Source organism: Butyrivibrio sp. AE3006 (genome assembly GCF_000424165.1).
GTDB lineage: Bacteria > Bacillota > Clostridia > Lachnospirales > Lachnospiraceae > Butyrivibrio.
The window spans coordinates 25,596-51,964 of record NZ_AUJJ01000009.1; the positions used below are offsets into that span (position 1 = coordinate 25,596).

21 protein-coding genes are annotated in these 26,369 nt (G+C 43.8%); 19 read left to right on the forward strand and 2 right to left on the reverse strand.

What is annotated here, in order from left to right; all coding sequences use genetic code 11:
• Positions 1-133 precede the first annotated feature (133 nt).
• Entirely contained in the window at positions 134-1,519 is a 1,386-nt protein-coding gene (murC, locus tag G603_RS0105520; protein ID WP_026669567.1) for a UDP-N-acetylmuramate--L-alanine ligase, read from the reverse strand.
• A 186-nt stretch (positions 1,520-1,705) separates the two neighbouring features.
• On the opposite strand from murC, the gene G603_RS0105525 reads away from it, so the two are divergent.
• The 6 genes from G603_RS0105525 to G603_RS0105550 all read left to right on the forward strand — a co-directional run bounded on the left by G603_RS0105525 (position 1,706) and on the right by G603_RS0105550 (position 9,654).
• On the forward strand, positions 1,706-2,977 hold the full coding sequence (locus G603_RS0105525; RefSeq protein WP_026669568.1) for a glucose-1-phosphate adenylyltransferase: 1,272 nt from the start codon (positions 1,706-1,708) through the stop codon (positions 2,975-2,977).
• Entirely contained in the window at positions 2,977-4,095 is a 1,119-nt protein-coding gene (glgD, locus tag G603_RS0105530; RefSeq protein WP_026524835.1) for a glucose-1-phosphate adenylyltransferase subunit GlgD, read from the forward strand. The genes G603_RS0105525 and glgD overlap by 1 nt, the downstream gene beginning before the upstream one ends.
• Before the next feature lie 26 nt (positions 4,096-4,121).
• Positions 4,122-4,439 (forward strand): septation regulator SpoVG, encoded by a 318-nt coding sequence (gene spoVG, locus G603_RS0105535; RefSeq protein ID WP_026524834.1) that lies wholly within the window; start codon positions 4,122-4,124, stop codon positions 4,437-4,439.
• 69 nt (positions 4,440-4,508) lie between these two features.
• Positions 4,509-5,099 (forward strand): aminoacyl-tRNA hydrolase, encoded by a 591-nt coding sequence (gene pth / locus G603_RS0105540; protein ID WP_026524833.1) that lies wholly within the window; start codon positions 4,509-4,511, stop codon positions 5,097-5,099.
• Complete coding sequence (mfd, locus tag G603_RS0105545) at positions 5,096-8,665, forward strand: transcription-repair coupling factor (RefSeq protein WP_026669569.1); 3,570 nt, start codon at positions 5,096-5,098, stop codon at positions 8,663-8,665. Before pth ends, mfd begins: the two co-directional genes overlap by 4 nt.
• Before the next feature lie 29 nt (positions 8,666-8,694).
• Complete coding sequence (locus G603_RS0105550) at positions 8,695-9,654, forward strand: prephenate dehydratase (protein ID WP_051207520.1); 960 nt, start codon at positions 8,695-8,697, stop codon at positions 9,652-9,654.
• Between the two features lie 101 nt (positions 9,655-9,755).
• On the opposite strand, the gene G603_RS0105555 is transcribed toward G603_RS0105550, so the two are convergent.
• A complete protein-coding gene (locus G603_RS0105555) occupies positions 9,756-10,058 on the reverse strand; it encodes a hypothetical protein (RefSeq protein ID WP_026669571.1) in 303 nt (100 codons plus the stop codon).
• A gap of 208 nt (positions 10,059-10,266) precedes the next feature.
• Between G603_RS0105555 and G603_RS0105560 the strand changes: the two genes are divergently transcribed.
• The 13 genes from G603_RS0105560 (at position 10,267) to G603_RS0105620 (ending at position 26,289) form a co-directional block, all read left to right on the forward strand.
• Entirely contained in the window at positions 10,267-11,583 is a 1,317-nt protein-coding gene (locus G603_RS0105560; RefSeq protein WP_026669572.1) for a transglutaminase domain-containing protein, read from the forward strand.
• Between the two features lie 153 nt (positions 11,584-11,736).
• Positions 11,737-12,573, forward strand: coding sequence for an undecaprenyl-diphosphate phosphatase (locus G603_RS0105565; protein WP_026669573.1), 837 nt, complete (start codon positions 11,737-11,739; stop codon positions 12,571-12,573).
• A gap of 36 nt (positions 12,574-12,609) precedes the next feature.
• Complete coding sequence (locus G603_RS0105570) at positions 12,610-13,806, forward strand: pyridoxal phosphate-dependent aminotransferase (RefSeq protein ID WP_026669574.1); 1,197 nt, start codon at positions 12,610-12,612, stop codon at positions 13,804-13,806.
• 91 nt (positions 13,807-13,897) lie between these two features.
• Positions 13,898-14,545, forward strand: a complete 648-nt coding sequence (locus tag G603_RS22280) for a DUF6465 family protein (protein ID WP_155832626.1) — start codon at positions 13,898-13,900, stop codon at positions 14,543-14,545.
• Positions 14,546-14,737: 192 nt separating this feature from the next.
• Positions 14,738-15,769 carry a heat-inducible transcriptional repressor HrcA gene (gene hrcA / locus G603_RS0105580; RefSeq protein WP_026669575.1) on the forward strand — a complete coding sequence of 344 codons (1,032 nt, stop codon included), beginning with the start codon at positions 14,738-14,740 and terminating at the stop codon, positions 15,767-15,769.
• Positions 15,770-15,801: 32 nt separating this feature from the next.
• Positions 15,802-16,464 (forward strand): nucleotide exchange factor GrpE, encoded by a 663-nt coding sequence (grpE, locus tag G603_RS0105585; protein WP_026669576.1) that lies wholly within the window; start codon positions 15,802-15,804, stop codon positions 16,462-16,464.
• A 69-nt stretch (positions 16,465-16,533) separates the two neighbouring features.
• Complete coding sequence (gene dnaK, locus G603_RS0105590; RefSeq protein WP_026524824.1) at positions 16,534-18,414, forward strand: molecular chaperone DnaK; 1,881 nt, start codon at positions 16,534-16,536, stop codon at positions 18,412-18,414.
• A 169-nt stretch (positions 18,415-18,583) separates the two neighbouring features.
• Complete coding sequence (gene dnaJ, locus G603_RS0105595; protein WP_026669577.1) at positions 18,584-19,765, forward strand: molecular chaperone DnaJ; 1,182 nt, start codon at positions 18,584-18,586, stop codon at positions 19,763-19,765.
• A gap of 244 nt (positions 19,766-20,009) precedes the next feature.
• Positions 20,010-21,662, forward strand: coding sequence for a TIM barrel protein (locus tag G603_RS21905; protein ID WP_081669842.1), 1,653 nt, complete (start codon positions 20,010-20,012; stop codon positions 21,660-21,662).
• A gap of 89 nt (positions 21,663-21,751) precedes the next feature.
• Positions 21,752-22,933, forward strand: coding sequence for a Gfo/Idh/MocA family protein (locus G603_RS19365; protein ID WP_051207522.1), 1,182 nt, complete (start codon positions 21,752-21,754; stop codon positions 22,931-22,933).
• 249 nt (positions 22,934-23,182) lie between these two features.
• Complete coding sequence (gene prmA, locus G603_RS0105610; protein ID WP_026669579.1) at positions 23,183-24,241, forward strand: 50S ribosomal protein L11 methyltransferase; 1,059 nt, start codon at positions 23,183-23,185, stop codon at positions 24,239-24,241.
• 15 nt (positions 24,242-24,256) lie between these two features.
• Positions 24,257-25,039, forward strand: a complete 783-nt coding sequence (locus G603_RS0105615) for an RsmE family RNA methyltransferase (RefSeq protein WP_026669580.1) — start codon at positions 24,257-24,259, stop codon at positions 25,037-25,039.
• 41 nt (positions 25,040-25,080) lie between these two features.
• On the forward strand, positions 25,081-26,289 hold the full coding sequence (locus tag G603_RS0105620; protein WP_026669581.1) for a cysteine desulfurase family protein: 1,209 nt from the start codon (positions 25,081-25,083) through the stop codon (positions 26,287-26,289).
• Positions 26,290-26,369: the final 80 nt, after the last annotated feature.

Consider the following 26,369-nt stretch of genomic DNA (forward strand, 5'->3'; position numbering starts at 1 on the left):
CGTGGATTATTTAATGCTCTGAATTAAAAGAAACCGCCGATTTTCACATGTCTTTGAATGAAAAGCCGGCGGTTTGTTATCCACACGATGATTACATTAAATTGTGTAAAAAGTAAGTGGAAAGAGTGGAAAATTATATTCCAAGCAGGTCATTGCCGATGTTTACAACATCTCCTGCCCCCATTGTTATCAACAGGTCATCCTTCGTGCAATTTTGCAAAAGAAATTTTTCGATTTCTTCAAAGGACGGAAAATAGTAGCATTCATGTCCAAGAGACTCGATTTTTTCCTTAAGGGTACGGGAGCTTATTCCAAGATTGTCGGTCTCTCGTGCCGCATATATGTCAGCGATAACAAGCTTATCTGCAGGAAGAAGAGCATTTGCAAATTCATCCATAAGAGCCTTGGTCCTTGTAAAGGTGTGGGGCTGGAATACGCACCACAGAGTCTTATGGGGATAATTCTTAGCTGCGCTTAAGGTAGCGGCAATCTCTGTGGGATGGTGCGCATAGTCATCAATAATTGTAAGACCATCCACTGTACCCTTGTATTCAAAGCGTCTGTCCGTGCCTGTGAAGGAATTAAGACCTGCTGCGATATGAGAATCTTCTATATCAAAGCAGTCAGCGGCAGCAGCAGATGCAAGAGCATTTCCAATGTTGTGCTTTCCGGGAACCTTCAGTGTAACGTCAAAGCCTTCGCCGTTTTTTCTATTTAAGTGGAAAGAAGCGTTTCCGAAGCTGTCATAACTGATATCGGTAGGATAGTAGTCGCAGCTGTCCGCAAATCCGTAGGTTACAATATTACAGGAAAGGTCCTCGGTGAGCTCATCAAGCTTTGGAATCTCGCCGTTTACAACCAGGGTTCCGCCGGCCGGAATAAGTGCTGCGAATTTGTGGAATGAATTTCGGATATCATCAAGGTCTTTGAAGAAATCAAGGTGATCAGCATCTACATTTAATATAATTCCTACTCCCGGGAAGAAGCTAAGGAAACTGTTGGTATATTCGCAGGCCTCGGTAACAAAATACTTAGAGGAACCGATTCTGACATTTCCTCCTATATCCTTAAGATTACCGCCGATGGTAATTGTGGGATCAAGAGATGCTTCAAGCATGATCTTGCTGACCATGGCTGTAGTTGTGGTCTTACCATGAGTTCCCGCAACTGCTACAGGCAGGTGATAATGAGTCATTATCTGTCCAAGGAGCTCAGCTCTTGTGAGCATAGGGATTCCCATCTCTTTTGCAAGAGCAAATTCAGGGTTGTCCGGATGGATGGCAGCGGTGTAAACAACAAGGTCAATCTGACCTGCTTCTTTGATATTTTCAGCGCTCTGTGGAGTGAAAACTTTTATTCCAAGATCCATAAGACCCTTTACGGTATCGGATTCAAATCTGTCGGAACCGCAAACTTTAAATCCTCTGTCCAAAAGAATTCTTGCAAGACCGCTCATTGAGATGCCGCCAATGCCGATGAAATATACATTTACTGGGTTTTCATAATTTATTTTATACATATTTCTTCCTTTTATTAATCGAATAACGCTTATTTTTGGGTTTAATAAAGTATAATCCTAAGGAAATGGGATGTCAAAAGCTCATATATGTGTTATACTTTTTTTAGAATTTTAATCATTTTTTCTCGATTAAAATTAGTTTTAATTAACATTACATAATTTTATATTTAACATCGAGGTCTTAACATGATAAAAAAAGAGATGATAGCTATGCTGCTCGCAGGGGGTCAGGGCAGCAGACTTGGGGTTTTGACAGCTAACATGGCAAAGCCGGCAGTTTCGTTTGGCGGTAAGTACCGTATCATTGACTTCCCGTTAAGTAATTGTATCAATTCGGGTGTAGACACGGTAGGTGTGCTTACTCAGTACAGACCGCTGCGTCTTAATTCTCACATAGGAATTGGTATTCCGTGGGATCTCGACCGTAACATCGGTGGAGTATCCATTCTTCCTCCTTATGAGAAAAGTGCAAACAGTGAATGGTATACCGGAACGGCTAATGCTATTTTCCAGAATCTTGAGTACATGGAGAATTATCATCCTGACTATGTACTTATTCTTTCCGGCGACCATATTTACAAGATGGATTACGAGACCATGCTGGATTTCCACAAGGCAAACGGCGCGGACGTAACGATCGCTGTAATGCCTGTGCCTATTGAGGAGGCCAGCAGATTCGGCATCATGATCACCGATGAAGACAGGAAGATCGTAGACTTTGAGGAAAAACCCGAGAAGCCTCGTTCCAATCTTGCATCCATGGGTATCTATATCTTTTCATGGGAGTCTCTTAAGGAAGCTCTTATCACTAATCAGGATCAGCCGGGTCTTGACTTTGGTAAGCATATAATCCCTTATTGCAAGGAAAAGGGACAGTCACTCTATGCTTATGAGTTTGACGGTTATTGGAAGGATGTAGGAACTCTTACTTCATATTGGGAAGCCAACATGGAGCTAATCGACATTGTACCTGAATTCAATCTCTATGAAGAGTATTGGAAAATTTATACAAGTAATGATGTTCAGCCTCCGCAGTATCTTGGACCTGACAGCTCTACATCCAGATGTATCATCGGAGAGGGCGCTGAGATATACGGTGAGGTTCACAACTCAGTAATAGGCCGCGGAGTTAAGATTGGTAAGGGCACAGTAGTTAGCCATTCCATCATTATGAACGGAACCGAGATCGGTGAGAACTGTAACATTGAGAAGGCTGTAATTGCCGAGAATGTCAAGGTTGGCAATAAGGTTAAGCTTGGCGACGGTGATGAAGTTGAGAATGAGACCAAGCCCGGAATTTACAGGGACGGAATCGTAACTATCGGAGAGAGATCTGTTGTTCCTTCCGGAGTAACAGTTGGTAAGAACACAATGATCTCCGGTGTAACTACCGAAAAAGACTATCCGGATGGATGTCTTGCAAGTGGAAGAACATTAGATAAGGCAGGTGATAGGTAGTGAGAGCGATTGGAATTATTCTTGCAGGTGGCGGAAGTAACCGCATGCGCGAACTTTCAAAAAACAGAGCAGTTTGTGCTATGCCCGTTGCCGGATTTTACAGAAGTATAGATTTTGCACTTAGCAATATGACCAACTCCCACATTCAGACTGTGGCTGTTTTCACACAGTATAATGCGGGAAGTCTTAACACACATCTCTCATCATCCAAGTGGTGGGATTTTGGTCGTAAGCAGGGTGGCCTTTATGTTTTCACACCTGCAGCTAAGGCCAGCGGCAATCTCTGGTACAGAGGAACCGCAGATGCAATTGCACAGAATATCAGCTTCTTAAAGAGCTGTCACGAGCCTTATGTAGTTATTACATCCGGTGACTGTGTATATAAGATGGATTACAACAAGCTGCTTGAGTATCACATTGATAAGCAGGCAGATATCACAGTTGTATGTAAGGACATCGCAGCCGATATCGATGTTGAGAGATTCGGTACTCTTCGTATGAACGAGGAGAGCAGGATCGAAGAGTTCGAGGAGAAGCCCGTTGTGGCCCGCTCCAACACTGTTTCCTGCGGCGTATATGTAATAAGACGCAGGCAGCTCATCGAGCTCATCGAGAAAGCGCAGACCGAAGAGAGATTTGATTTCGTAAGAGATATTCTTGTGAGATACAAGGATATGAAGAGAATCTACGGATACAAGATCAAATCCTACTGGAACAACATCGCTTCCGTTGAAGATTATTACCGCACCAACATGGATTTCTTAAAGCCTGAAGTTCGTAACTTCTTCTTTAACGAATATCCCGGTGTTTACACCAAGGTCGTAGATCTGCCGCCTGCAAAATATAATGTAGGTGTTAAGGTTTCAAACAGCCTTGTATCCAGCGGATGTATCGTAAACGGAACAGTTGAGGATTCAGTGGTCTTCAAGGGAGCATTCATAGGGAATAACTGTTATATCAAGAATTCTATTATTCTCAATGATGTTTACATCGGAGACAACACACACATTGAAAATTGTATAGTAGAGAGCCACGGAACTATCCAGGCAAACTCATATTATAAAGGCGAAGGCGACATAAAGATTGTTGTAGAAAACAACGAACGCTATGTAATTTGACATCAATGAAAAGGGGGTTCATTTAGATGAATATTACAGATGTAAGAGTAAGAAAAGTAGCGAAACAGGGTAAGATGCGTGCTATTGTATCGATAACACTGGACAATGAATTTGTTATCCATGATATCAAGGTTATCGAAGGTGATAAGGGTCTCTTTATTGCCATGCCAAGCAAAAAATCAGCTGACGGCGAGTATCGTGACATAGCGCATCCTATCAATTCAGACACCAGGAAGCATATCCAGGACGTAGTCCTTAAGGCATATGATGAGGCATCTGATGAGGTGATAGATTCAAGACCTGAAGATCCTGAACCTGTTACCGGTGTGGGAAGTGTATTCTAAAACAACAATTCTATGCTATTATGGGGAGTGACAATAGTCATTCCCCATTTTTCATGTTTAGAGGTGTATATGTTTTTAATTGCAGGATTGGGTAATCCCGAGAAAAAATATAACGGAACAAGACACAATGTAGGCTTTGGAGTGATAGATTATCTCTCCGAAAAATATGATATAGATCTTACAGAGATGAAATTTAAAGGCATGTACGGCAAGGGCAGGATTGGCAATGAAAAAGTTATTTTGCTAAAGCCCCTTACATACATGAACCTTAGCGGCGAGTCCATAAGACCCGTGGCGGATTATTTTAAGATAGATACAAAGACAGAGCTTATTGTTTTATCTGATGATGTTGAGCTTGATCCCGGCATAATAAGGGTTCGCCCCGGCGGAAGTGCCGGAGGACACAACGGTCTTAAGAATATCATCGCGCAGCTTGGACACAGTGATTTTGCAAGGGTCAGAGTGGGCGTAGGAAAAAGACCAAGACAGATAGACATGGTGGACTGGGTTCTTGGACATTTTGATGATGAAGATACAGTCTATGTAAAGGAAGCAATCGAACACGCTGCAGATGCGGTCAGTGTCATTATGGAACAGGACGTTAATGCAGCCATGAATAAGTGGAACGGCGTAAAGCCTGACAGAGAAGAGGTTAAATGAGAGCAATCGAAGCCCCGCTTAGCGAGATGGAGGAATTTCAGAAACTTAATAAATATCTGGAAAAGCCCTTTGCGTGCGCGGAAGTAGCCGGGTGCGTAGATTCGCAAAAGCTCCATCTGATAAACGGATTAAGTAAGGATTTTAAATACAGAATCATCGTCACCTATAGTGACATCAGGGCCAAGGAGATATTTGAAGACTATAAGTTCTACGACAGGAATGTGACGGTCTATCCAGCAAAGGATCTGATCTTTTATCAGGCTGACATTCACTCAAAGGAGATAGTGAAGGAGAGAATAAGAGCCCTCAGGAGACTTATCGAGGGAAGACCTGTTACGGTGGTCACCACATTCTCGTCTCTTATGACGCCCCAGATTCCAATTGATGTAATAAAAGAAAATGTAATAAGCATAGATAAAAGAAAGCCCGTGAATGAGAGGGAGCTTGCAAAGGAGCTTGTTCGCATCGGCTATTCCAAGGTCTATCAGGTAAGTGCCCCGGGCGAGTTTTCAGTGCGCGGGGATATTATTGATGTCTTTGACTTAACAGAGGAGAATCCCTACAGAATCGAGCTCTGGGGTGATGATGTCGAGAATATCAGAAGCTTCGACATTATGTCTCAGAGATCCATTGATAAGCTGGAGTCCATCGAGATTTATCCCGCAACAGAGATAATCCTTACAGATGATGAGCTTAGAAGCGGCCTTAAGAAGATTGAAAAAGAAACCAAGGATGTTTACGAGGCACTTAGAGCAGAGTTTAAGACAGAGGCAGCTCACCGCATAAAGACTTCCTTTGAGGAGTTAAAAGAGCAGCTCCTGGAGCTTGAGCTTGAGGTAAACCTTGAGAGCTATATCAGATATTTTTATGATGATACGGTTACATTGCAGGAACTTTTCCCTGCTGGAAAAACCTGCATTTTCATAGATGAGCCGTTGCACGTACTTGAACATGCAAATGCCGTGCAGGAAGAATTCAGAGAGAGCATGGTTCACAGAGCAGAGAATGGCTACGCGCTCCCTGGACAGATGGGGCTTCTCTATTCCACAGAGGAGTGCATAGCAAGAATGCGAAGCGTAAGACGTGTGTCTGTGGCATCTCTTGCTGCGCCTAAGGGACTTAATAAGTTTGAGCCCGAGCAGACCTTTGAGCTTCATGCAAGAAGTATCGCACCTTACAATAACAGCTTTGAAGCCCTTGTTCATGACCTTAAGAGCTTTATAAAAAATGGCTACAAGGTACTTATTTTGTCCGGTTCAAGAACAAGAGCAAAGCGCCTTGTGGATGATTTAAGAGATAATCAGATCACTTCCTTTTACAGTGAAAATCCCATGAGGGAGCTGGAAAAGGGCGAGATCATGACCTATTATGGCAGGATTCTTAAGGGCTTTGAGTACACCGACATTAAGTTTGCTGTAATTTCCGAGAGTGATATTTTCTCTGAGAGAAAAAAGAAAAAGAGAAGAAAAGCAAAGTACAGCGGCGAGAAGATATCAGGATTCTCTGAGCTTAACGTGGGTGATTACGTGGTCCACGAGTATCACGGCCTTGGAATTTATCAGGGTATAGAGAAAATCGAGACCGACAAGGTTGTAAGGGATTACATTAAGATAAGCTATGCAGATGGTGGTAATCTCTACGTTCTTGCGACAGGTCTTAATGTAATTCAAAAATATGCCAGCGGTGATGCGGGAGCTGAGGGAAAGGGCAGAAAGCCCAAGCTCAATAAGCTTGGAACAGGAGATTGGAAGCGCACCAAGAATAAGGTAAAGGCAGCAGTTGAAGAGGTTGCTGAAGACCTTGTTGAGCTTTATGCAAAGAGACAAAACAGCAGCGGTTTTAGGTTTGGTGAGGATACAGTATGGCAGCAGGAGTTTGAGGAAGCATTTCCTTTTGATGAGACTGAGGATCAGCTTGGAGCAATCGCCGATACCAAAAATGATATGCAGTCCGACAGGATTATGGACAGACTCATCTGCGGCGACGTAGGCTTTGGTAAAACAGAGATTGCCATAAGAGCAGCCTTTAAGGCGGTGCAGGATGGCAAGCAGGTTGCGGTTCTTGTGCCCACAACTATTCTGGCCCAGCAGCACTACAATACTTTTTCAGAGAGAATGAAGGACTTCCCTGTAAGGGTTGACATGATGTCCAGATTCAGGACGTCCGCTGAGCAGAAGAAGACTGTGGAGGACCTTAGGAAGGGACTTGTGGATATCGTAATCGGAACCCACAGGCTTTTATCCAAGGATGTGACCTATAAGGACCTTGGCCTATTGATAGTGGATGAGGAGCAGCGCTTTGGTGTAACCCACAAGGAGAAGATTAAAAAGCTCCGAGAAAATATCGATGTACTGACGCTTTCAGCAACGCCTATTCCAAGAACTCTCCACATGTCTCTTGTGGGTATCAGGGATATGAGCGTACTTGAAGAGGCGCCCCAGGACAGACGTCCCATACAGACCTTTGTCTGTGAGTACAATGACGAGATGGTAAGAGAGGCTATCTCGAGAGAGATTTCAAGAGGCGGACAGGTTTACTATGTTTATAACAGGGTAAATGATATTGCAGATGTGGCAGCCAGAGTGCAGAAGCTAGTTCCTGAAGTAAATGTATCCTTTGCTCATGGCCAGATGAAGGAATCAGAGCTTGAGAGGATTATGTATGATTTCATAGATGGCGATATAGATGTGCTTGTGTCTACCACGATCATTGAGACCGGACTTGATATTTCAAATGCCAATACCATGATCATCCATGATGCGGATCAGATGGGACTTTCTCAGCTCTATCAGCTGAGGGGACGAGTTGGACGTTCTGACAGAACAGCCTATGCTTTCCTTATGTATAAGAGGAATAAGCTGCTAAAAGAGGTGGCTGAAAAGAGACTTTCAGCTATCAGAGAGTTTACGGATCTTGGCTCCGGCTTTAAGATTGCCATGCGTGACCTAGAGATCAGAGGTGCAGGTAACCTTCTTGGAAAAAGCCAGTCGGGACACATGGCTTCAGTTGGATATGACCTGTACTGCAAGATGCTTGGAGAAGCCGTAAGGCGTAAGAAGGGTGAAACGAAGGATGCGAATCTCGAAGAGTTCACCACCAGCGTTGATATAGATGTGGATGCATTTATTCCAAGTGATTATATTGTAAACGAAGAGCAAAAGCTTGAGATTTATAAGAGAATCGCCGGTATAGAGAATGAAGGCGACAGGGATGATATGAGGGATGAGCTAAGAGACAGATTCGGAGATATACCAGAGTCTGTGGACAATCTTATCAGAATATCCCTTGTTCGCGAGAAAGCGCACAGCTTGTACGTCCTTGAGCTTAAGGGCGGGAACGGCGAAGTGACCATAAAGCTAAACAACAATGCAAGGCTTAACGCCGCGGCAATACCTGAATTCATCTCATCCTTTAAGGGCAACATGGATTTCAGGGCAGCATCCTATCCGTTATTTATCTATAAATACATAAAGGATTCTCTCACGGACAAAGCTGAGAGGAAGCTTCTTTTAGATGTTGAGAGTATAATAGAAAAAATGGAAATGCTTGCAGATAAGGAACAGTAACGGTAGACAAGGTTTTGGACGGGAGTATTATGGCAGACGAGATTCAGATTATAAACGAAAAGTATATTGGTCAGCTGAGGGAACGTGTTGACAGAAAGCTTGGGGAAAATAACGGAGCCTGTGAGCCCCTTGATCTGGCTTTAAGAAGAGAGCGAAAGCCCATAGAGAATCCAAGGGTGGTTTATCAGGGCGAGCCCGGGGCCTACAGCGAAATGGCAGCCATCGATTTTTTCGGAAAAGATGTAAAAAGCGAAGGGCTTGTTCATTTTGAGGATACTTTCAGACAGCTTCAGGATGGAAGCGCTGACTATGCGGTTCTTCCAATTGAGAATTCATCAACAGGCGCCATTCGTCAGGTTTATGACCTTCTTGCTCAGTATGAATGCTATATGGTAGGCGAGACTACGGTTAAGGTAAGGCACAATCTTATGGTGCTGCCCGATGCGGACATATCTGATATTAAAACTGTCTTTTCCCATGAGCAGGGACTTTTCCAGTGCGAGCAGTTCCTTAATTATCATCCCGAGTGGGAGAGAGTACCCCAGGCCGATACCGCAGGCTCAGCCAGAATGGTTGCAGAGCTTAAGGATAAGAGTAAGGCTGCTATCTGTTCATCAAGAGCTGCCGAGATCTATGGCCTTAAGATAATCGAGAAGGAGATAAACACCAATACCAACAACACCACCAGGTTCGTGGTTGTCTCCAAAAAGCTTGAGCTTAGAGAGGGAAGAGATAAGATCTGCATAAGCTTTAAGACGGCCCATAAAGCCGGTGCTCTCCATGAAGCCCTTACGGTGTTTAGAATTTACGGCCTAAACCTTGTAAGGCTTGAATCAAGACCAATTCCTGAGCACAACTGGGAGTATATGTTCTTTGCGGAATTCACGGGAGACCTTACGGGACCTGATATGAAGACTGTGGTGTGGGCATTGATGTGTACCGTAAACGACATAAGAATATTTGGAAATTTCAAATCCAATCTTGATTGATCATAGCAAAATTAAAACTGCCAAAGTGACCTGATATATGGTACTTTGGCAGTTATTTTTATCGTTTTTTTTAGCGAGAAATATATGGATTTACGCAGCCTTTACGGACGTCGTATTTCGCACTTCTGGTTGGTGCCGTGACGTATCTCGTTCTTGCGGCATCTGAAAACATCGCCTTTTACAAGCTCTATTATCTGACCGCCATCCTCTGCCAGGGCCTTTATCACCTGTGAATAGAAATCCTTATAATCCTCTTCTGTCATGGAAATGACAAAATCATGATGCTGATGATCTGTAGAGATAACGCAGGATTTATACATATTGTCATAGTGGATGCCGTAGAATTTACAGATCTCATCCTGAAGGACATTGTTTGCATTAATACAGTGCATTGCGATATACATTTGCCACCTCCATAAGAAAAATTTAATAACCCTTGTAATTATTATAATGTCTGAAAAATCAAATATAAAGTGCTAATTTTATAATAATTTTATGTATATGAGTGTTTTTTCATAATTGGAATCCGGCGCCGATGCTATAATTTAATTGGGGACAAGTGTCCTCTATTTTTAACGGATTAAAAATACAAATTACAGGGAAGTAATGAATATGGCTAAGAAAAAAGATAAGGAAGTTACCGAAGAGGTAAAGGAAAAAAAGAAAAAGAAAAAGGTGAAAAAGGTCGACATCGCCCAGAATTTCTTGTATTGCATTCTGGGACTGATGCTTGGTCTTTTTGCGCTTATGGGGATGTGTATTGCAAGTCCTGAATTCAGTAACATGATAGTGGACCTTGCAACCTCGGTGAAAAATGCTCCGGAGCCAGAGATCATCGTAAAAGTTGAAGAACCTGAAGGCGAAGAGGGCGAAGGGGAAGAAGGCGAAAAGCTTGCATCCGCAGAAGGTGAAGGGGCTGATTCTGAGGAAGGCAGCGGCGTAACCGTAGAGACGGCAGAGGAGAATGAGGTTAAGAGTACAGAGGCAGCAGCATCTCCTCAGGAAATTAAGCCCATTGTCACAATAACTGATCCAAGCCAGGTGGTTATCGCAGATGAGACATCAAGCGAAGAGGCTTCCGAGCCTATAGTTGTTCCCACGGAATTTACAGGGAAAAGTGATTATGTAGACCTTGAACCTGACATTGTGGATATTGATTCCAAGGAGCAGGCTGAGCAGATAACAAGGCAGACAGGCTATGGTAACACAGGAGATGGCCTAAGCTTCGATGCGGCTTTTTATCCCTATTACAATATGCTGGATGAGAAATCAAAAGCTCTCTACAGGCAGGTATATGCCAACGCCATGGACTTAAATGCAGCCTTTAAGCCTGTGGAGCAGATGGGAATGCTGGATATTGAGAATGTAATATCAAGTGTTGCATACGATCATCCGGAGCTTTTCTGGTTGGATACAACTTTTTATACAGAATACGATTTTAGCGGAACTGCCATAAAACTGGAGCTTACTTTCTATGAAAGACTTGGAGATATCCAGAGTGCAAGACTTGAATTTGACGCAGCAGCGGAGGTTGTTGTTTCAGCAGCTGCCACTCTTCCTACAACTATAGAAAAAGAGGCCTTTGTCCACAATTATCTGGCGGATAAGCTGACCTACAAGCATAATTCCCTTGATCAGAGTGCCTACAGCGGAATTGTTGACAACTATACTGTTTGTGCTGGTTATGCGAAATCATTCCAGTATCTGATGCAAAGGCTTGGAGTTCCAACATATCTCTGCGTGGGAAGAGGAGCAAATGAGCTTCATGCATGGAACGTGATTAATCTTGACGGAGCATATTACAACGTGGACTGCACCTGGGATGATCAGGATCCTGTTATCTATGATTTCTTCAATGTAAATGATGATGATAACTACTACCACACCCGCATGTTCCAGTCGGTGAACCTGCCGCATTGTATAAATTAAAGGGGCAAATATCTGAATTAAAGAAGGAAAGGTTAAATCTATAATGACAGGGCATCAGTTTATTAGCTTAAATTGATGCCTTGTTTTTTGTTTTAAAATAAAATATGCTACTATTATTTAGAAAATTTCTAAGTAGTATGAGGAGGCATGGTAATGCTGAATTTAATCAAAGCAGTTTTGTTTGGTATTGTTGAGGGAATTACGGAGTGGCTGCCTGTCAGCTCCACAGGTCATATGATCCTTCTTGATGAAATAGTCAGGATGGATGTAACCCCTGAGTTTTGGGAGATGTTTTTGGTTGTTATCCAGCTTGGAGCCATAATGGCGGTAGTGATTCTTTTCTGGAATCAGATATTTCCCTTTGATTTTTCAAAGAAAGCAAGAGAAGAGCACAGGGTTATGCGTAAGGATATATGGATACTTTGGGGCAAGATTCTTATCGCCTGCGTACCTGCTGCTATAGTGGGAGTTCTCTTTGATGATGTATTTGATGCTCTTTTCTATAACGGCCCCTGCGTTGCTATAGCGCTTATCGTTTTCGGTATCGGTTTTATCATTATTGAGAATAAGAACAAAAACAAGGAACCAAAGATTGATTCCCTTGAAAAAATTGATATTAAGACAGCGCTTCTTATCGGAATATTTCAGCTGATCGCTGCTATTTTTCCCGGAACATCGAGATCCGGTTCCACAATCCTTGGAGGATTGATGATTGGCGTATCAAGAACTGTTGCCGCTGAGTTCACATTTTTCCTGGCAATCCCTGTAATGTTCGGTGCGAGTCTTCTTAAGCTTCTTAAGTTCGGCCTTGCTTTTTCCGGATCAGAGCTTGCGATTTTGCTGGTTGGAACCGTTGTGGCATTTGTTGTTTCCATACTTATCATAAAGTTCCTTCTTGGATACATCAGAAAGCACGACTTTAAGATATTTGGCTGGTATAGAATTGCCTTAGGCCTTCTTGTTCTTGTGATTTTTGTGGCATTCAGGTAATTGCGGGAGTTGAAAAAAGACTAAAGGGGAAAGCTTATGAGCACACAGTTGTCTTCAAGAATGAAGAATATCAGCGCATCGGCTACGACGGCGCTTTTTGCAAGAGTTGATGATATGAAGAGAAGCGGTATCGATGTGATATCGCTAAATGTCGGTGAGCCTGATTTTCCTACGCCTGAAAATATAAAGGCTGCGGGAATAAAGGCTATCGAGGATGATTTTACGAAATACACCAACGCTAGGGGCATTGCCCCCTTAAGGGAAGCCATCCTTAAGAAGGTAAAAGAGGATAACGGTGCTGAGTACACCATGGATGAAGTCACTGTCACCACCGGGGCAAAGCAGTCCCTTTCTGCGGCTATTATGGCCGTTGTGGGCGATGGGGACGAAGTTATTATCCCCATTCCCTGTTATGTGAGCTATCCAGACATTGTTAAGCTTGCAGGCGGCACTCCTGTTTTTGTAAAGAGGAATGAGGACTTTTCTCTTGATCTTGAAGCAATTGCAGATGCTGTTACTTCTAATACTAAAGCAATCATTATCTGCAGCCCGGATAATCCCACCGGTGCTGTCTACAGCGAGGAGTCTCTTCGAAAGCTCGCTGATTTCGCTATGAAAAATGACATATTCATCGTATCTGATGAGATATATGAAAAGATTATCTTCAGCGGGAATAAGCATTTTTCATTATCTTCCATCCCTGAAATCAAGGACAGGGTAATTCTCGTTAATGGTTTTTCCAAGACTTATTCAATGACAGGTTGGCGCCTTGGCTATCTGTGCGCAAGGAAGGATGTTATTTCTACCGCGGTAAAAGTGCAGAGTCAGACCACAACCACGCCGCCAAGCATTTCTCAGATAGCGGCTGTTGAAGCCCTGACAGGCCCACAGGACTCCGTAAGCGAGATGGTAGCTGAGTTTGAAAAGAGAAAAGACTTTGTGGTAAAGGGGTTAAATGAGATCCCCGGCGTTAAGTGTCACGACATTCAGGGAGCATTCTATGCTTTCTTTGATCTCAGGTCATACATTGGCGCTACTACAGAAGATGGGAAGGTCATTGAAAACGACAGCATGCTTTGCGAATATCTTCTTGAAAAAAGTCATGTGGCGATCATGCCGGGAAGTGCTTATTTTGCCCCTGGTTATGCGAGAATTTCATTTGCATCATCCATGGATGTGCTAAAAAAGGCGCTTGAAAGAATTAAATTGGGCTTAAATGCGCTTAAATGTTGACTTTTTGTCGTGATTGTACTAAACTCAAAAACGTAATATAAAATTTGCTAAAGCGCACAATTCTTTGTGCCCCAAGGAAAGAGAGGGAGATATGGCGGACGACAAGTTGAGAGAAGCAGCTTTAAAGCCGATTGCGACTATCAAAAAACCGGTAATTGCTGCAGAAAAGAAGGAAGAAGTTAAGCCTGCAGAGGCAGCAAAGACTGAGGAGAAGAAGGAAGCACCCAAGAAGGCAGCTACTAAGAAGACAGAGGCTAAGAAGCCTGCTGCAAAGAAAGCGCCTGCTAAGAAGACTGCGACAACCAAGACTGCTGCCGCAAAGAAGGAAGAGCCTAAGAAGACTGAGGAGAAGAAGCCCGCAGCTAAGAAGGCAGAGACTAAGGCTGCTGCAAAGCCTGCAGCTAAGAAAGCACCTGCAAAGAAGGCTGAGACCAAGGCTGCTGCAAAGCCTGCAGCTAAGAAGACACCTGCAAAGAAGGCAGCTGCTAAGCCCGCAGCAAAGAAAGCACCTGCTAAGAAGGCTGAGACAAAGAGTGCTGTTAAGTCTACAATCGTTCTTCAGTTTGCAGATAAGGAATTTACATACTCAACTCTTGCTGACAATGCAAAGAATGTTTATGTATACGATATGGGTGGAAAAGAGGCTGACATCAAGACTCTTGATATCTATGTAAAGCCTGAGGAGACAAAAGCTTACTTCGTAATTAACGGAAGCATTAACGGCGAGTTCAATCTTTAATCTTTCAGAATATAATGATCAGACAGTAAATCTCCGGTGAGAATCTCACCGGAGATTTTTTCGTCTTATTCAGTGAATTTCCTATTTTATCTTTTTATATTGACAGCTGAAATTTATAGTGGTAACTTAAATTACAGAAGATGTTAGCACTCAATTCGAATGAGTGCTAACACTTAGAAAAGGGGTGAGAGCATGCAATTAGATGAAAGAAAAAAGAAAATACTTCATGCAGTTGTACGCAATTACCTTGAGACAGGTGAGCCTGTAGGCAGCAGAACGATTTCCAAATACACGGACCTGAACCTGAGTTCAGCCACTATCAGAAATGAGATGGCAGATCTCGAGGAAATGGGACTTATAATACAGCCCCACACATCCGCAGGACGTATTCCTTCAGATCAGGGTTATCGCGTGTACGTAGATGAGATGCTTGCCGAGAAGGAAGAGAAGCTTGAGAACATGAAGGAGATGCTTCTTGATAAAGAAGAGAAGCTTGAGAAGCTCCTTAAGCAGGTGGCTAAGACACTGGCTGTTGATACCAACTATGCATCGATGATCTCAGCTCCCATGATCAAGAGGAATAAGCTGAAATTCGCACAGCTTTCCAAAGTTGACGAGGAACACCTTCTTACCACTATCGTAATAGAGGGAAATGTCATCAAGAATCGTATGGTGGACATAGAACAGGAGCTTTCAGAGGCTGATCTTTTGAAGCTGAACATCCTGCTTAACACCAGACTCGCAGGACTTTCCGTGGAGGATATCAATCTTGGTCTTATAGCTGCCATGAAGCAGGAGGCCGGAATCCACGGCGATATCATTGGTAAGATAATAGATGCAGCCGCAGAGGCCATCACAGAGGATGAAGACCTTCAGATTTATACAAGCGGCGCCAACAATATTTTCAGATATCCCGAGCTTGCTGATAAAGAGAGAGCAAGCGACCTCATTACTACATTCGAAGAGAAGAGCGATCTTACAAGTCTCGTAGAGAACACACTGCAGAGCAGTACAGAAGAGACAGGCATTCAGGTTTACATTGGTAATGAGTCACCAGTTCAGTCCATGAAGGACTGCAGCGTAGTTACAGCTACCTACGATTTAGGTGAGGGAATGCGAGGAACCGTCGGAATCATCGGTCCCAAGCGAATGGATTATGACAAAGTTGTCGGAGCACTTAAGAATATGATGAGAGCTCTGGATGATTTATATAAGAAAGAATAGTACAGGTAACAAATTAAGAAGGAGTATCGGTTTTGAGTAAGGAAGTAAAAAAGGAAACAGCTGAAAAGACTTCTAAGACTGCGAAGGAGCTTCAGCAGGAAGTAGCTGAGAAGGCTAAACAGGTAGCTGATGCAGCTAACAAGGTTGCAGAGGCAGCTGAGGCCGAGAGCGCAGAGGCAGAAGCAGACAATACAGAAGAAGCAGCAGAAGGTGCTGAGGGCGAGAAGAAGAGCCTCTTTGGTAAGAAGGAGAAGAAGAACCCCTTCAAGGAGAAATTCGAAGAAATGCAGGATAAGTACATGCGCCAGCTTGCAGAGTTCGAGAATTTCCGTAAGAGAACAGATAAAGAGAAGGCGCAGATGTTTGACCAGGGAGCATCCAATGTACTTGAGAAGATACTTCCTGTTATAGATAACTTCGAAAGAGGACTTGCTGCAGTCCCTGAAGAAGAAAAGGGTTCCGCTTTTGCAGACGGAATGAACATGATATACAAGCAGCTCATGAAGCAGATCGAGGATCTTGGTGTAACACCTATCGAAGCTGTAGGAAAGGAATTTGATCCTAATTTCCACAACGCAGTAATGCAGGTTGACAGCGAAGATGTTGAGGAAGGATTCGTAGCACAGGAGCTTCAGAAGGGTTATATGTACCACGACACAGTGCTTAGACACAGCATGGTTGCCGTTGCTAAATAAATGTTGAAGGATTTTTAATCCGAATCAAAGAGTAAATTATTTTTTCTATTTTTCATGGAGGTAATTAAGATGAGTAAGATCATAGGTATCGATTTAGGAACAACTAACAGCTGCGTAGCTGTTATGGAAGGTGGTAAGCCCACCGTTATCGCAAACGCAGAGGGTGCAAGAACAACACCTTCAATCGTAGCTTTCACAAAGAATGGCGAGCGTCTCGTAGGTGAGCCCGCTAAGCGTCAGGCAGTTACAAATGCTGAGAACACAATCGCTTCTATCAAGAGAGATATGGGTACAGACAATGGCCGTACAATCGATGGTAAGAAGTATTCACCTCAGCAGATTTCAGCTATGATTCTTCAGAAGCTGAAGGCAGACGCAGAACAGTATCTCGGCGAAACAGTATCAGAAGCAGTAATCACAGTTCCTGCTTATTTCAATGACGCACAGCGTCAGGCAACCAAGGATGCAGGTAAGATTGCAGGCCTTGAAGTAAAGCGTATCATCAACGAGCCTACAGCAGCAGCGCTTGCTTATGGTCTTGATAACGAGAAAGAGCAGAAGATCATGGTTTATGACCTTGGTGGTGGTACATTCGATGTATCAATCATTGAGATCGGTGATGGTGTCATCGAAGTTCTTTCAACAAACGGTGATACACACCTTGGTGGTGATGACTTCGACCAGAAGATCATCGACTGGATGGTTTCAGAGTTCAAGGCTAAAGAGGGCGTAGATCTCTCTGGCGATAAGATGGCTATGCAGAGACTTAAGGAAGCAGCTGAGAAGGCAAAGAAGGAGCTTTCTTCTTCAACAACAACCAACATCAACCTTCCTTTCATCACAGCTACAGCAGAAGGCCCTAAGCACTTTGATATGGACCTTACAAGAGCTAAGTTCGAGGAGCTTATCCACGACCTCGTAGAGAGAAGTGCTATTCCTGTACAGAACGCTATGAAGGATGCAGGTCTTAACTACTCAGACCTCGGCAAGGTTCTCCTTGTTGGTGGTTCAACACGTGTTCCTTGCGTAGTAGAGAAGGTTAAGCAGCTCACAGGTCATGAGCCTTCAAAGAACCTCAACCCCGATGAGTGCGTAGCTATCGGTGCAGGTATCCAGGGTGGTAAGCTTGCAGGTGATGAGGGTGCAGGCGATATCCTTCTTCTTGACGTAACACCTCTTTCACTTTCAATCGAGACAATGGGTGGTGTTGCTACAAGACTTATCGAGCGTAACACAACTATTCCTACAAAGAAGAGCCAGGTATTCTCAACAGCAGCTGATAACCAGACAGCCGTTGACATCAACGTTCTTCAGGGTGAGAGACAGTTCGCTAAAGACAACAAGTCACTTGGACAGTTCCGTCTTGATGGAATCCCTCCGGCAATGAGAGGTGTTCCTCAGATCGAGGTTACATTCGATATCGATGCAAACGGTATTGTTAACGTATCTGCTAAGGATCTTGGAACAGGTAAGGAGCAGCACATCACAATCACAGCCGGTTCTAATATGTCTGATGAGGACATCGATAAGGCTATCAAGGAAGCTGCTGAGTACGAGGCACAGGATAAGAAGCGTAAGGAAGGCATCGATGCCAGAAACGACGCTGACTCATTCGTATTCCAGACAGAGAAGGCTCTTAACGAGGTTGGTGACAAGATCGACGCTTCTCAGAAGCAGACTGTAGAGGATGATCTTAAGGCTCTTAAGGATACTCTTGAGCAGACTAAGGATCGCGAGCTTACAGACAGTGAGATCGATACATTGAAGAGCCAGAAAGAGAAGCTCATGACAGATGCTCAGGCACTCTTTGCTAAGGTTTATGAGAATGCACAGGGAGCAGCAGGTGCTGCAGGTGCAGGCCCTGACATGTCAGGCATGGGCGGAGCAGCTCAGAGCACAGACAATGGCAGTGCTGATGACGTAGTTGACGGTGACTACAGAGAAGTATAATCACTTAGCTACCATTTAATAAAAGTTTAATAATATAAAGATTGCTAATGCCCAATACATAATGTACTATGGATTGGGCTTTTAGTAATCACATGGCTTGGCTCATTCAAGACCGGTAAATTACCGGATAATTCCAGGCATAACTTTATTATAGATTTAGGAGAGACACATGGCAGAACAGAAACGCGATTATTACGAGGTCCTTGGCGTAAGCAAGGGTGCAAGTGATGATGAGATTAAAAAAGCATACCGCGTACTTGCAAAGAAGTATCACCCTGATATGAATCCAGGTGATGCTACAGCTGCTGATAAGTTCAAGGAAGCATCCGAGGCTTATGCGGTTCTTAGTGATCCTGAGAAGAGACGTCAGTATGATCAGTTCGGTCATGCGGCATTTGAAGGCGGAGCCGGTGGATATGGCGGATTCGACTTTGGCGGCGCAGACTTTGGCGATATCTTTGGTGACATCTTTGGTGATTTCTTCGGCGGTGGCAGAAGAAGCCAGGGTGCAAGAAGTGGTCCTGCCAAGGGTGCTAATATCAGAGCCAGCGTTCGCATTACTTTTGAAGAGGCAGTATTTGGCTGTGAGAAGGAGCTTGATCTTAGACTCAAGGATCCCTGCCCTACATGTAAAGGAACAGGCGCTAAGCCCGGCACAACAGCACAGATGTGTCCTAAGTGCGGCGGTAAGGGCCAGGTTGTATTTACACAGCAGTCCTTCTTTGGCACAGTAAGGAATGTTCAGACATGTCCTGACTGCGGCGGAAGCGGTAAGGTTATTAAAGATAAGTGTTCAGATTGCGGCGGAACAGGTTATGTTTCAAGCAACAAGAGAATACAGGTTACAATTCCTGCAGGTATAGATAACGGACAGAGCGTTCGTATCCGTGAAAAGGGTGAGCCCGGAAGAAACGGAGGGCCCAGAGGAGATTTGCTTGTTGAGGTTATTGTTGCAGATCATCCTATTTTCCAGAGACAGGATTATGATATTTATTCAACAGTTCCTATGTCTTATGCAATTGCAGCTCTTGGCGGAACAGTAGCTATTGATACTGTTGATGGCAAGGTGCTCTATGATGTTAAGGCAGGAACTCAGACAGATACCCGTGTAAGACTTCGCGGCAAGGGTGTTCCTACCCTCAGAAACAAGGACATCCGTGGTGACCACTATGTTACTCTGGTTGTTCAGGTTCCTGACAAGCTTTCTAAGGAAGCAAAGGAACTTCTTAAGCAGTTCGATGAGAAGACAGGAGACAGTCTTCATGCAGCCGATACCATCACAGGAGCTTCCGATGGTGATAACGATAACGGCGGCAAGAAAAAGGGTGGATTCTTCGGTAAGAAGAAATAATTCCCCTTTGCTTATATGACTAATTATCTGCCCATCTGCGGTTAAGGCCTCAGATGGGTATTTTAGTAGAAAAATAGAATTCATATGACTTCCTTAAATGCCCTGGTAAGCGACAGTAATAATGAGTTGTGCTAAAATTATTAGAGGTAATTTTACTTACGAATTAATCTGTCTGGTGTCATATATATGGACACATCGTATTTCTTTTGCAAACTGTTGTCTTGGTTCTTTATAGGAGGTCAGCATGAGATTTTCCGCTATGTTATTTGGGGTATTCAGTAAAAAGGGATGCAGCGAGGAAACTGTAAAGCAGTTATCTGATGCCGGTTATAAACTGGCTGAGCCCTGTGTTTCGGTAGATGTTATCGAAGGCTTTGACAATGTGATCGTTCCAATGGAAAGGTATGATAAGTTATCTGAGCTGTTTGATATATATGGGATCAGTGTCTATTCATGCCATCTTTTTTCATCAGACATCATGGCCGACATGGATAAGATAGTCTCTTTTGGTAAAAAATACGGAATAAAGCAGTATGTTGTAAAGAGCCCGAAGGAGCTTACTAAAGAGGCCTTACAGGCTGCTGCTTTTGAATACAGAGCTCTGGCAGAGAGGCTTGAGGAGATAGGCTGTCAGCTTCTTATACATAACGAAGATGATGACATAAAAACAAAGATAAATGGCTTAAGTGCCTATGAGTATTTGCTTGAGATATGCCTTGGTAAAGTCTATGCTCAGGTGGATGTGGGCTGGGCTATGCATGCCGGCGAGAATCCCGTTTCTCTTCTTTGGAGGAATAAGGAACTTGTAAAGTCGGTACACTATAAGGATTTTAAGAAGGATAGTGACGGCAGCTATAAGGAAGTAAGAATAGGCGACGGAGACCTTGATGTAGCTTCCGTTTTCCAATTTGCAAGGGCTAATGGACTAATTCAGATTGCCGATCAGGACAGCTCTGACGGGGATATCATGGATGACCTTAAGCATTTCAGAGAGAGCTTTTCATTTCTGTCCCAGTGCAGGGATGATTCTGTCAGCTATTTAAATATCCTTGATACTGTGACAGGAAAAGTTAAGGTGCTGCATAAATTCGATAAGGTGATAGAAGCGCCTAACTGGGTTAAAAGCACAGACACTCTGATTTTTAATTCTGAAGGAAAAATATGGAGCTACAAAATTGATTCCGGGGAGACTAAAGAGATTCCAAGCGGAGAGTGCGATAACTGTAATAATGACCATGTGCTGTCTCCCGATGAAAAATATATTGCGGTAAGCCACGGGGCAAAGGGAGAGGGCTTTACATCCAGGATATATATCCTTCCTATTGAGGGAGGCGAGCCAAGGTTAATTACTCCCAATACTCCCAGCTTTTTGCATGGATGGAGTCCTGATGGAAAAGAGCTTGCCTACTGCGCATTTAGAATGCAGGATGATGGCATGCAGGTAGATATTCATACTATAGAAGTTCCGGAAGAGGGAGAGGATGCTCCTTCTGAAAAGAGGGTTACAATGGGCGGCTTTAATGATGGTCCTGAGTATTCTCCCGATGGAAAGCGTATTTGGATGAACTCCACAAGGTCAGGGCTTATGCAGGTTTGGAGAATGAACCGGGATGGAAGCGACCTGACTCAGATGACGGATAATGAGAGAAATAACTGGTTCCCTCATGTGTCCCCGGATGGAGAGAGGGTAATTTACCTTTCCTACGCAAAGGATGAGCTTGATCCTAATGAGCATCTTCCAAACATGAACGTGGAGCTCTGGCTCATGGACTATGATGGAAATAATAAGAAAAAGCTGTTGTCCTTCTTTGGTGGACAGGGGTCAATAAATGTTAATTCCTGGTCAGAGGATAGCAGATATGTAGCTTTTGTAAGCTATGAGCTGATGCATCAGTGATTTGTGATAGGCGGAGCTTGGTGCTATTATTGAAAACCATGGCAGAACTTTAAATGATAAGGCAGAACTTTAGCTGATAAGGGGGAAGCATGAGCGAAATGAGAAAATTGAAAACAGCAGTTGTGGGATGCGGAATGATAAGCGATATCTATATCAGGAACCTGGCACAGCTTTTTAGTGTCACGGATCTTGTGGCAATCGCTAACAGAACTGTGGACAAGGCAAAAGAAAAGGCCGGTTTTTTCGGAATTCCAAAAGCCATGACTATAGATGAAGTGGCGGAAGACCCGGAGATCGAGCTGGTGGTTGTACTTACTCCTGCTCCTGCCCACTATGATATAATCAAAAAGATGCTCCTTAAGGGGAAGCATGTTTATACAGAGAAAATGTTCACCACAGATGTGGATCAGGCAAGGGAACTGGTAGAGCTGGCAGAGCAGAAGAATCTTCTCATCGGCGTAGCTCCTGATACTATCCTCGGTGCAGGAACTCAGACCGCAAGGCTTGCACTTGAGAGAGGGATGATAGGCGACGTAACAGGCGGCGTTGTTTCCATTAACAGGAATCAGAATCTTAACTCTGAGCTCTTTAGATTTTTGCAGGAAGATGGCGGAGCCCTTCCCTATGATGTAGGTATCTATTATGTGGCGACCCTCGTAACTCTTCTTGGACCTGTTAAGGAGATAAGGGCATTTACAAGTCCTGCACCGGTTCACGAGAGGGAACTTCTTTTTACAGATGAAAAGAAGGACAGTTGGCAGATTCCCGGCAGCAATGTGGTTTCTGCGGCTCTAAAATTCGAAAACGGAGCCCTTATAAGCCTTCACGTAAATGGAAATACCATAAACAATGAGCAGAATCTGATAATGCTCTTCGGCACGAATGGCATAATGAAGGTGGGAAATCCCGATACTTTTAACGGTAAGACAGAGATATTGCTGGCAGAGAACGACTGGGTAACACTTCCCTTTACCCATGGATATAATGGCGAAAACAAAGTTTCAGAGCCCATGCCCTTCGACCACTACGGAAGCAGAGGCGTCGGCGTAGCAGAGCTTGCCTACTCAATTCTCGCAGGCAGAAGTAACAGATGCAGCAAAGAGTACGGCCTCCACTGCATGGAAGTCCTAAAGGGCATCGATATAGCAGCAGAAACCGGCACCACCTATTCAGTGGAGTCAACTTTTGAAATGACCACCTTAACCCCCGGATACTATTCCACAGTATTTGGCGGTTTCGGCAGAGGCGACGCCGAACGCTCTTTGGTTTAATTTATTTAGATTACCAAAAAATTCACCTTACGAGAGCATTGCTGCCTCTATATAATCGAGTAACAAACAATTTATATTATATATTTATCACATACCAGCCTTGGAACATGAATGTTTCACGAAGCTGCGTTTGAGCGCGTCGGTACTTAGGTGCCGTATTATGGCGCCTTAGTACCGCTACGCGCGAGATCGAGCGAGAGCGTCAGCTGAGAGGAATATTCATGTGTTAAAGGCGGACGGGAGAAAACTATGAAATGGATGAGGTTTAGAATAAGGACTAATGAGGAGTCGGAGGATATCATTGTTAGCAGCATGATGGATATCGGCCTTGAGGGTGCCCAGATTGAAGATAATGCGCCCCTTACCGCTGCCGATAAAGAGCAGATGTTTACTGATGATCTCCAGGATGCTGATGATGAAGAGACCGGAGTTGACAGCTGTGCTGTTGTTGCTCCCGGTGAAGACGGCGTTGCCTACCTCAACTTCTTTGTGGAAGTAAGCGATGAGAATATCCTCACACTTCATGAGTATGATGAAAACGGCAATGAGGTTGAAGTTTTCAGAACCCCGGATGAAATGAAAGCCAACATCAAGGAAGTTCTTGATGAGCTCAGAGAATTCTCCGACATAGGAGATGGCACAATATCTGTTGATATAACAGAGGATGTGGACTGGATAAATAACTGGAAGCAGTATTTCCATAAGTTTTTTGTGGATGATGTTCTTGTAATTCCGTCTTGGGAGGAGCCCAGCGAGAAGGATAAGGAAAAAGCCAATATCACCCTTCATATCGATCCCGGTACTGCTTTTGGAACCGGTATGCACGAGACCACACAGCTTTGCATAAGAGCACTTAGAAAATATGTTAAGGGCGGCGAGGAGATTCTTGATATTGGAACAGGAAGCGGCGTTCTTTCTATCCTGGCTCTTAAGTTTGGCGCGGGACATGCTGTGGGAACAGACCTTGACCCCTGCTCTGAGCCTGCGGTTGCAGATAATAAGAAGCAGAATGATATAGAGGATAAGGATTTTGATCTTATCATCGGCAATATCATAGACGATAAAAAGGTACAGGACGAAGTTGGCTACGGTAAGTATGACATCGTTGTTGCCAATATTCTGCCCTATGTACTGGTTCCTCTTACTCCTATTGTTCCGGGACTCCTTAAGGATGGCGGAATTTACATCACTTCAGGAATTATCGAGGCAAAAGAGGAAGTTATTGTAAAGGCTCACAAGGATGCAGGCCTTGAGATACTTGAAGTGACAAGACAGGGAGAATGGGTATCAGTAATCTCCAAAAAGTAATGGAAGGAAATAGAAATGTACCATTTTTTTGCTGACAGCGCTCAGTTTATAGATGATGGAAAGAAAATAATTATAGACGGTGATGATTTCAATCACATGGTAAACGTCCTTAGAATGAAGGTGGGCGAGGAGTTTTTCGTAAGCATCAGGGATGAAGATGGAATTCCCGGAGCAGAGGATGAGTTTTCCGGAAGAAAAGAGTATAGATTCGGTATAGAATCCATTGAGGATTCACAGCTTGTGGGCGAGCTGCGTTTCGTAAAAGAAAACGGCGCAGAGCTTCCTTCAAAGATCTATCTTTTCCAGGGGCTTCCCAAGGGAGATAAGATGGAGCTTATCATTCAGAAGGCAGTTGAGCTTGGAGCTTATCAGATAATCCCTGTTTCCATGAAAAGATGCGTTGTGAAGCTTGATGAAAAAAGAGCGGCATCTAAAGTGAAAAGATGGAATGCTATTTCAGAGGCTGCGGCAAAGCAGAGTAAGCGCGGCGTTATTCCTGAGGTTACCATGCCAATGTCCTATAAGGAAGCTGTTAAGTATGCTGAGCAGATAGATGTAAAGCTCCTTCCCTATGAGATGGCTGAGGGTATGGATTATACCAGGAAGGTTATTGAGAGTATTAAGCCCGGGGAGAGTGTTGGAATCTTTGTGGGCCCTGAGGGCGGCTTTTCCGATGAAGAGGTGGCCTTTGCCGGTGAAAGCGGATTTAAGACAATCACTATGGGTAAGCGAATCCTCAGAACTGAAACTGCGGGCTTTACAATGCTGGCGTGGTTAATGTATACTTTTGAAGTTTGAATTGTAATTGATTGCCAACCGGCATTAGTAAGGAAACGGTAATGGAAATTTATTTAGATAATTCCGCAACCACCAGGGTTTATGGAGAAGTAGCCAATCTTGTTGTTAAGACAATGACAGAGGATTACGGTAATCCATCAAGCATGCATCACATGGGTGTTGTGGCAGAGAATTATACAAAACAGGCAGCTGAGCAGATTGCAAAGACTCTTAAAATAAATGCCAGGGATATTCTTTTTACATCCGGCGGAACAGAGTCAGATAATACCGCGATAATCGGCGGCGCCATGGCTAAGCACAGGCTTGGAAAGCACCTTATAACTACAGCGATTGAACATCCTGCGGTTTTAAATACAATGAAATATCTTGAGGAACAGGGCTTTGAAGTGACTTACCTCGGTGTAGGAGAAGATGGCAGAATTGACCTTGCAGAACTTGAAAGCGCCATCAGAGAAGATACCATCCTTGTTTCCATAATGGCAGTTAATAACGAAATTGGTGCAAGACAGCCCATTGAGGAGGCTGCCCAGATAATCCACAAGAAAAATCCGGATATTCTTTTCCATGTGGACGCAGTTCAGGGCTATGGTAAGTACCGTTTTAACCTTAAACAGGCCGGAATCGATATGATGTCTGTAAGCGGACATAAGATTCACGGACCTAAGGGCGTAGGCTTTTTATATATAAGATCAGGAGTAAGACTCGTTCCCATTAGCTATGGTGGAGGTCAGCAGGCAGGACTTCGTTCAGGTACGCTGAATGTCCCCGGAATAGCAGGACTTGGCCTTGCATCAGAGATGATATACAAGGATTTTGATGAAAAGTCAGAGAAACTCTATTCTCTTAAGAAGAGACTGATTAAGGGACTTACAGAAAAGCTTCCGGATATCAGAATAAACGGACTTTTTGCCGGAGATAAGAATGTTTCAGAACTTTCTGATGAAGAACTTGATGCTGCAATAAAGCAGACTGCTCCACATATAGTAAGCGTATCTGTCAAGGGCGTAAGAGCAGAGGTTCTGCTTCATGCTCTGGAGGATAAGGAGATTTATGTATCTGCAGGAAGCGCATGTGCAACAAATCATCCAAGCGTATCTGCTACACTGAAGGCAGTAAGTCTCCCAAAGGAGCTTCTTGACAGTACAGTTAGACTTAGTATGTCAGAGTTCACTACGCAGCAGGAGATAGATGATACGGTAGAGGCTTTTGCTGAGATAGTCCCTATGCTCAGACAGTTTGCAAGAAGATGAGTTTAGAAGCTTACAGGTTAACGTTAGTAGTTTTAATGTATTCCTGAGAACACAGGACTGCATTGTGGTATGTATTTTAG

Bases quoted from the DNA above. Each gene is read 5' to 3' on its own strand.
- G603_RS0105560 (WP_026669572.1), top strand. From the start codon at position 10,267: ATGGCTAAGAAAAAAGATAAGGAAGTTACCGAAGAGGTAAAGGAAAAA.
- G603_RS19365 (WP_051207522.1), top strand. From the start codon at position 21,752: ATGAGCGAAATGAGAAAATTGAAAACAGCAGTTGTGGGATGCGGAATG.
- hrcA (WP_026669575.1), top strand. From the start codon at position 14,738: ATGCAATTAGATGAAAGAAAAAAGAAAATACTTCATGCAGTTGTACGC.
- G603_RS0105570 (WP_026669574.1), top strand. From the start codon at position 12,610: ATGAGCACACAGTTGTCTTCAAGAATGAAGAATATCAGCGCATCGGCT.
- murC (WP_026669567.1), bottom strand. From the start codon at position 1,519: ATGTATAAAATAAATTATGAAAACCCAGTAAATGTATATTTCATCGGC.
- dnaJ (WP_026669577.1), top strand. From the start codon at position 18,584: ATGGCAGAACAGAAACGCGATTATTACGAGGTCCTTGGCGTAAGCAAG.
- G603_RS21905 (WP_081669842.1), top strand. From the start codon at position 20,010: ATGAGATTTTCCGCTATGTTATTTGGGGTATTCAGTAAAAAGGGATGC.
- prmA (WP_026669579.1), top strand. From the start codon at position 23,183: ATGAAATGGATGAGGTTTAGAATAAGGACTAATGAGGAGTCGGAGGAT.
- G603_RS0105620 (WP_026669581.1), top strand. From the start codon at position 25,081: ATGGAAATTTATTTAGATAATTCCGCAACCACCAGGGTTTATGGAGAA.
- G603_RS0105550 (WP_051207520.1), top strand. From the start codon at position 8,695: ATGGCAGACGAGATTCAGATTATAAACGAAAAGTATATTGGTCAGCTG.
- spoVG (WP_026524834.1), top strand. From the start codon at position 4,122: ATGAATATTACAGATGTAAGAGTAAGAAAAGTAGCGAAACAGGGTAAG.
- G603_RS0105555 (WP_026669571.1), bottom strand. From the start codon at position 10,058: ATGTATATCGCAATGCACTGTATTAATGCAAACAATGTCCTTCAGGAT.
- mfd (WP_026669569.1), top strand. From the start codon at position 5,096: ATGAGAGCAATCGAAGCCCCGCTTAGCGAGATGGAGGAATTTCAGAAA.
- G603_RS22280 (WP_155832626.1), top strand. From the start codon at position 13,898: ATGGCGGACGACAAGTTGAGAGAAGCAGCTTTAAAGCCGATTGCGACT.
- pth (WP_026524833.1), top strand. From the start codon at position 4,509: ATGTTTTTAATTGCAGGATTGGGTAATCCCGAGAAAAAATATAACGGA.
- G603_RS0105565 (WP_026669573.1), top strand. From the start codon at position 11,737: ATGCTGAATTTAATCAAAGCAGTTTTGTTTGGTATTGTTGAGGGAATT.
- dnaK (WP_026524824.1), top strand. From the start codon at position 16,534: ATGAGTAAGATCATAGGTATCGATTTAGGAACAACTAACAGCTGCGTA.
- G603_RS0105525 (WP_026669568.1), top strand. From the start codon at position 1,706: ATGATAAAAAAAGAGATGATAGCTATGCTGCTCGCAGGGGGTCAGGGC.
- G603_RS0105615 (WP_026669580.1), top strand. From the start codon at position 24,257: ATGTACCATTTTTTTGCTGACAGCGCTCAGTTTATAGATGATGGAAAG.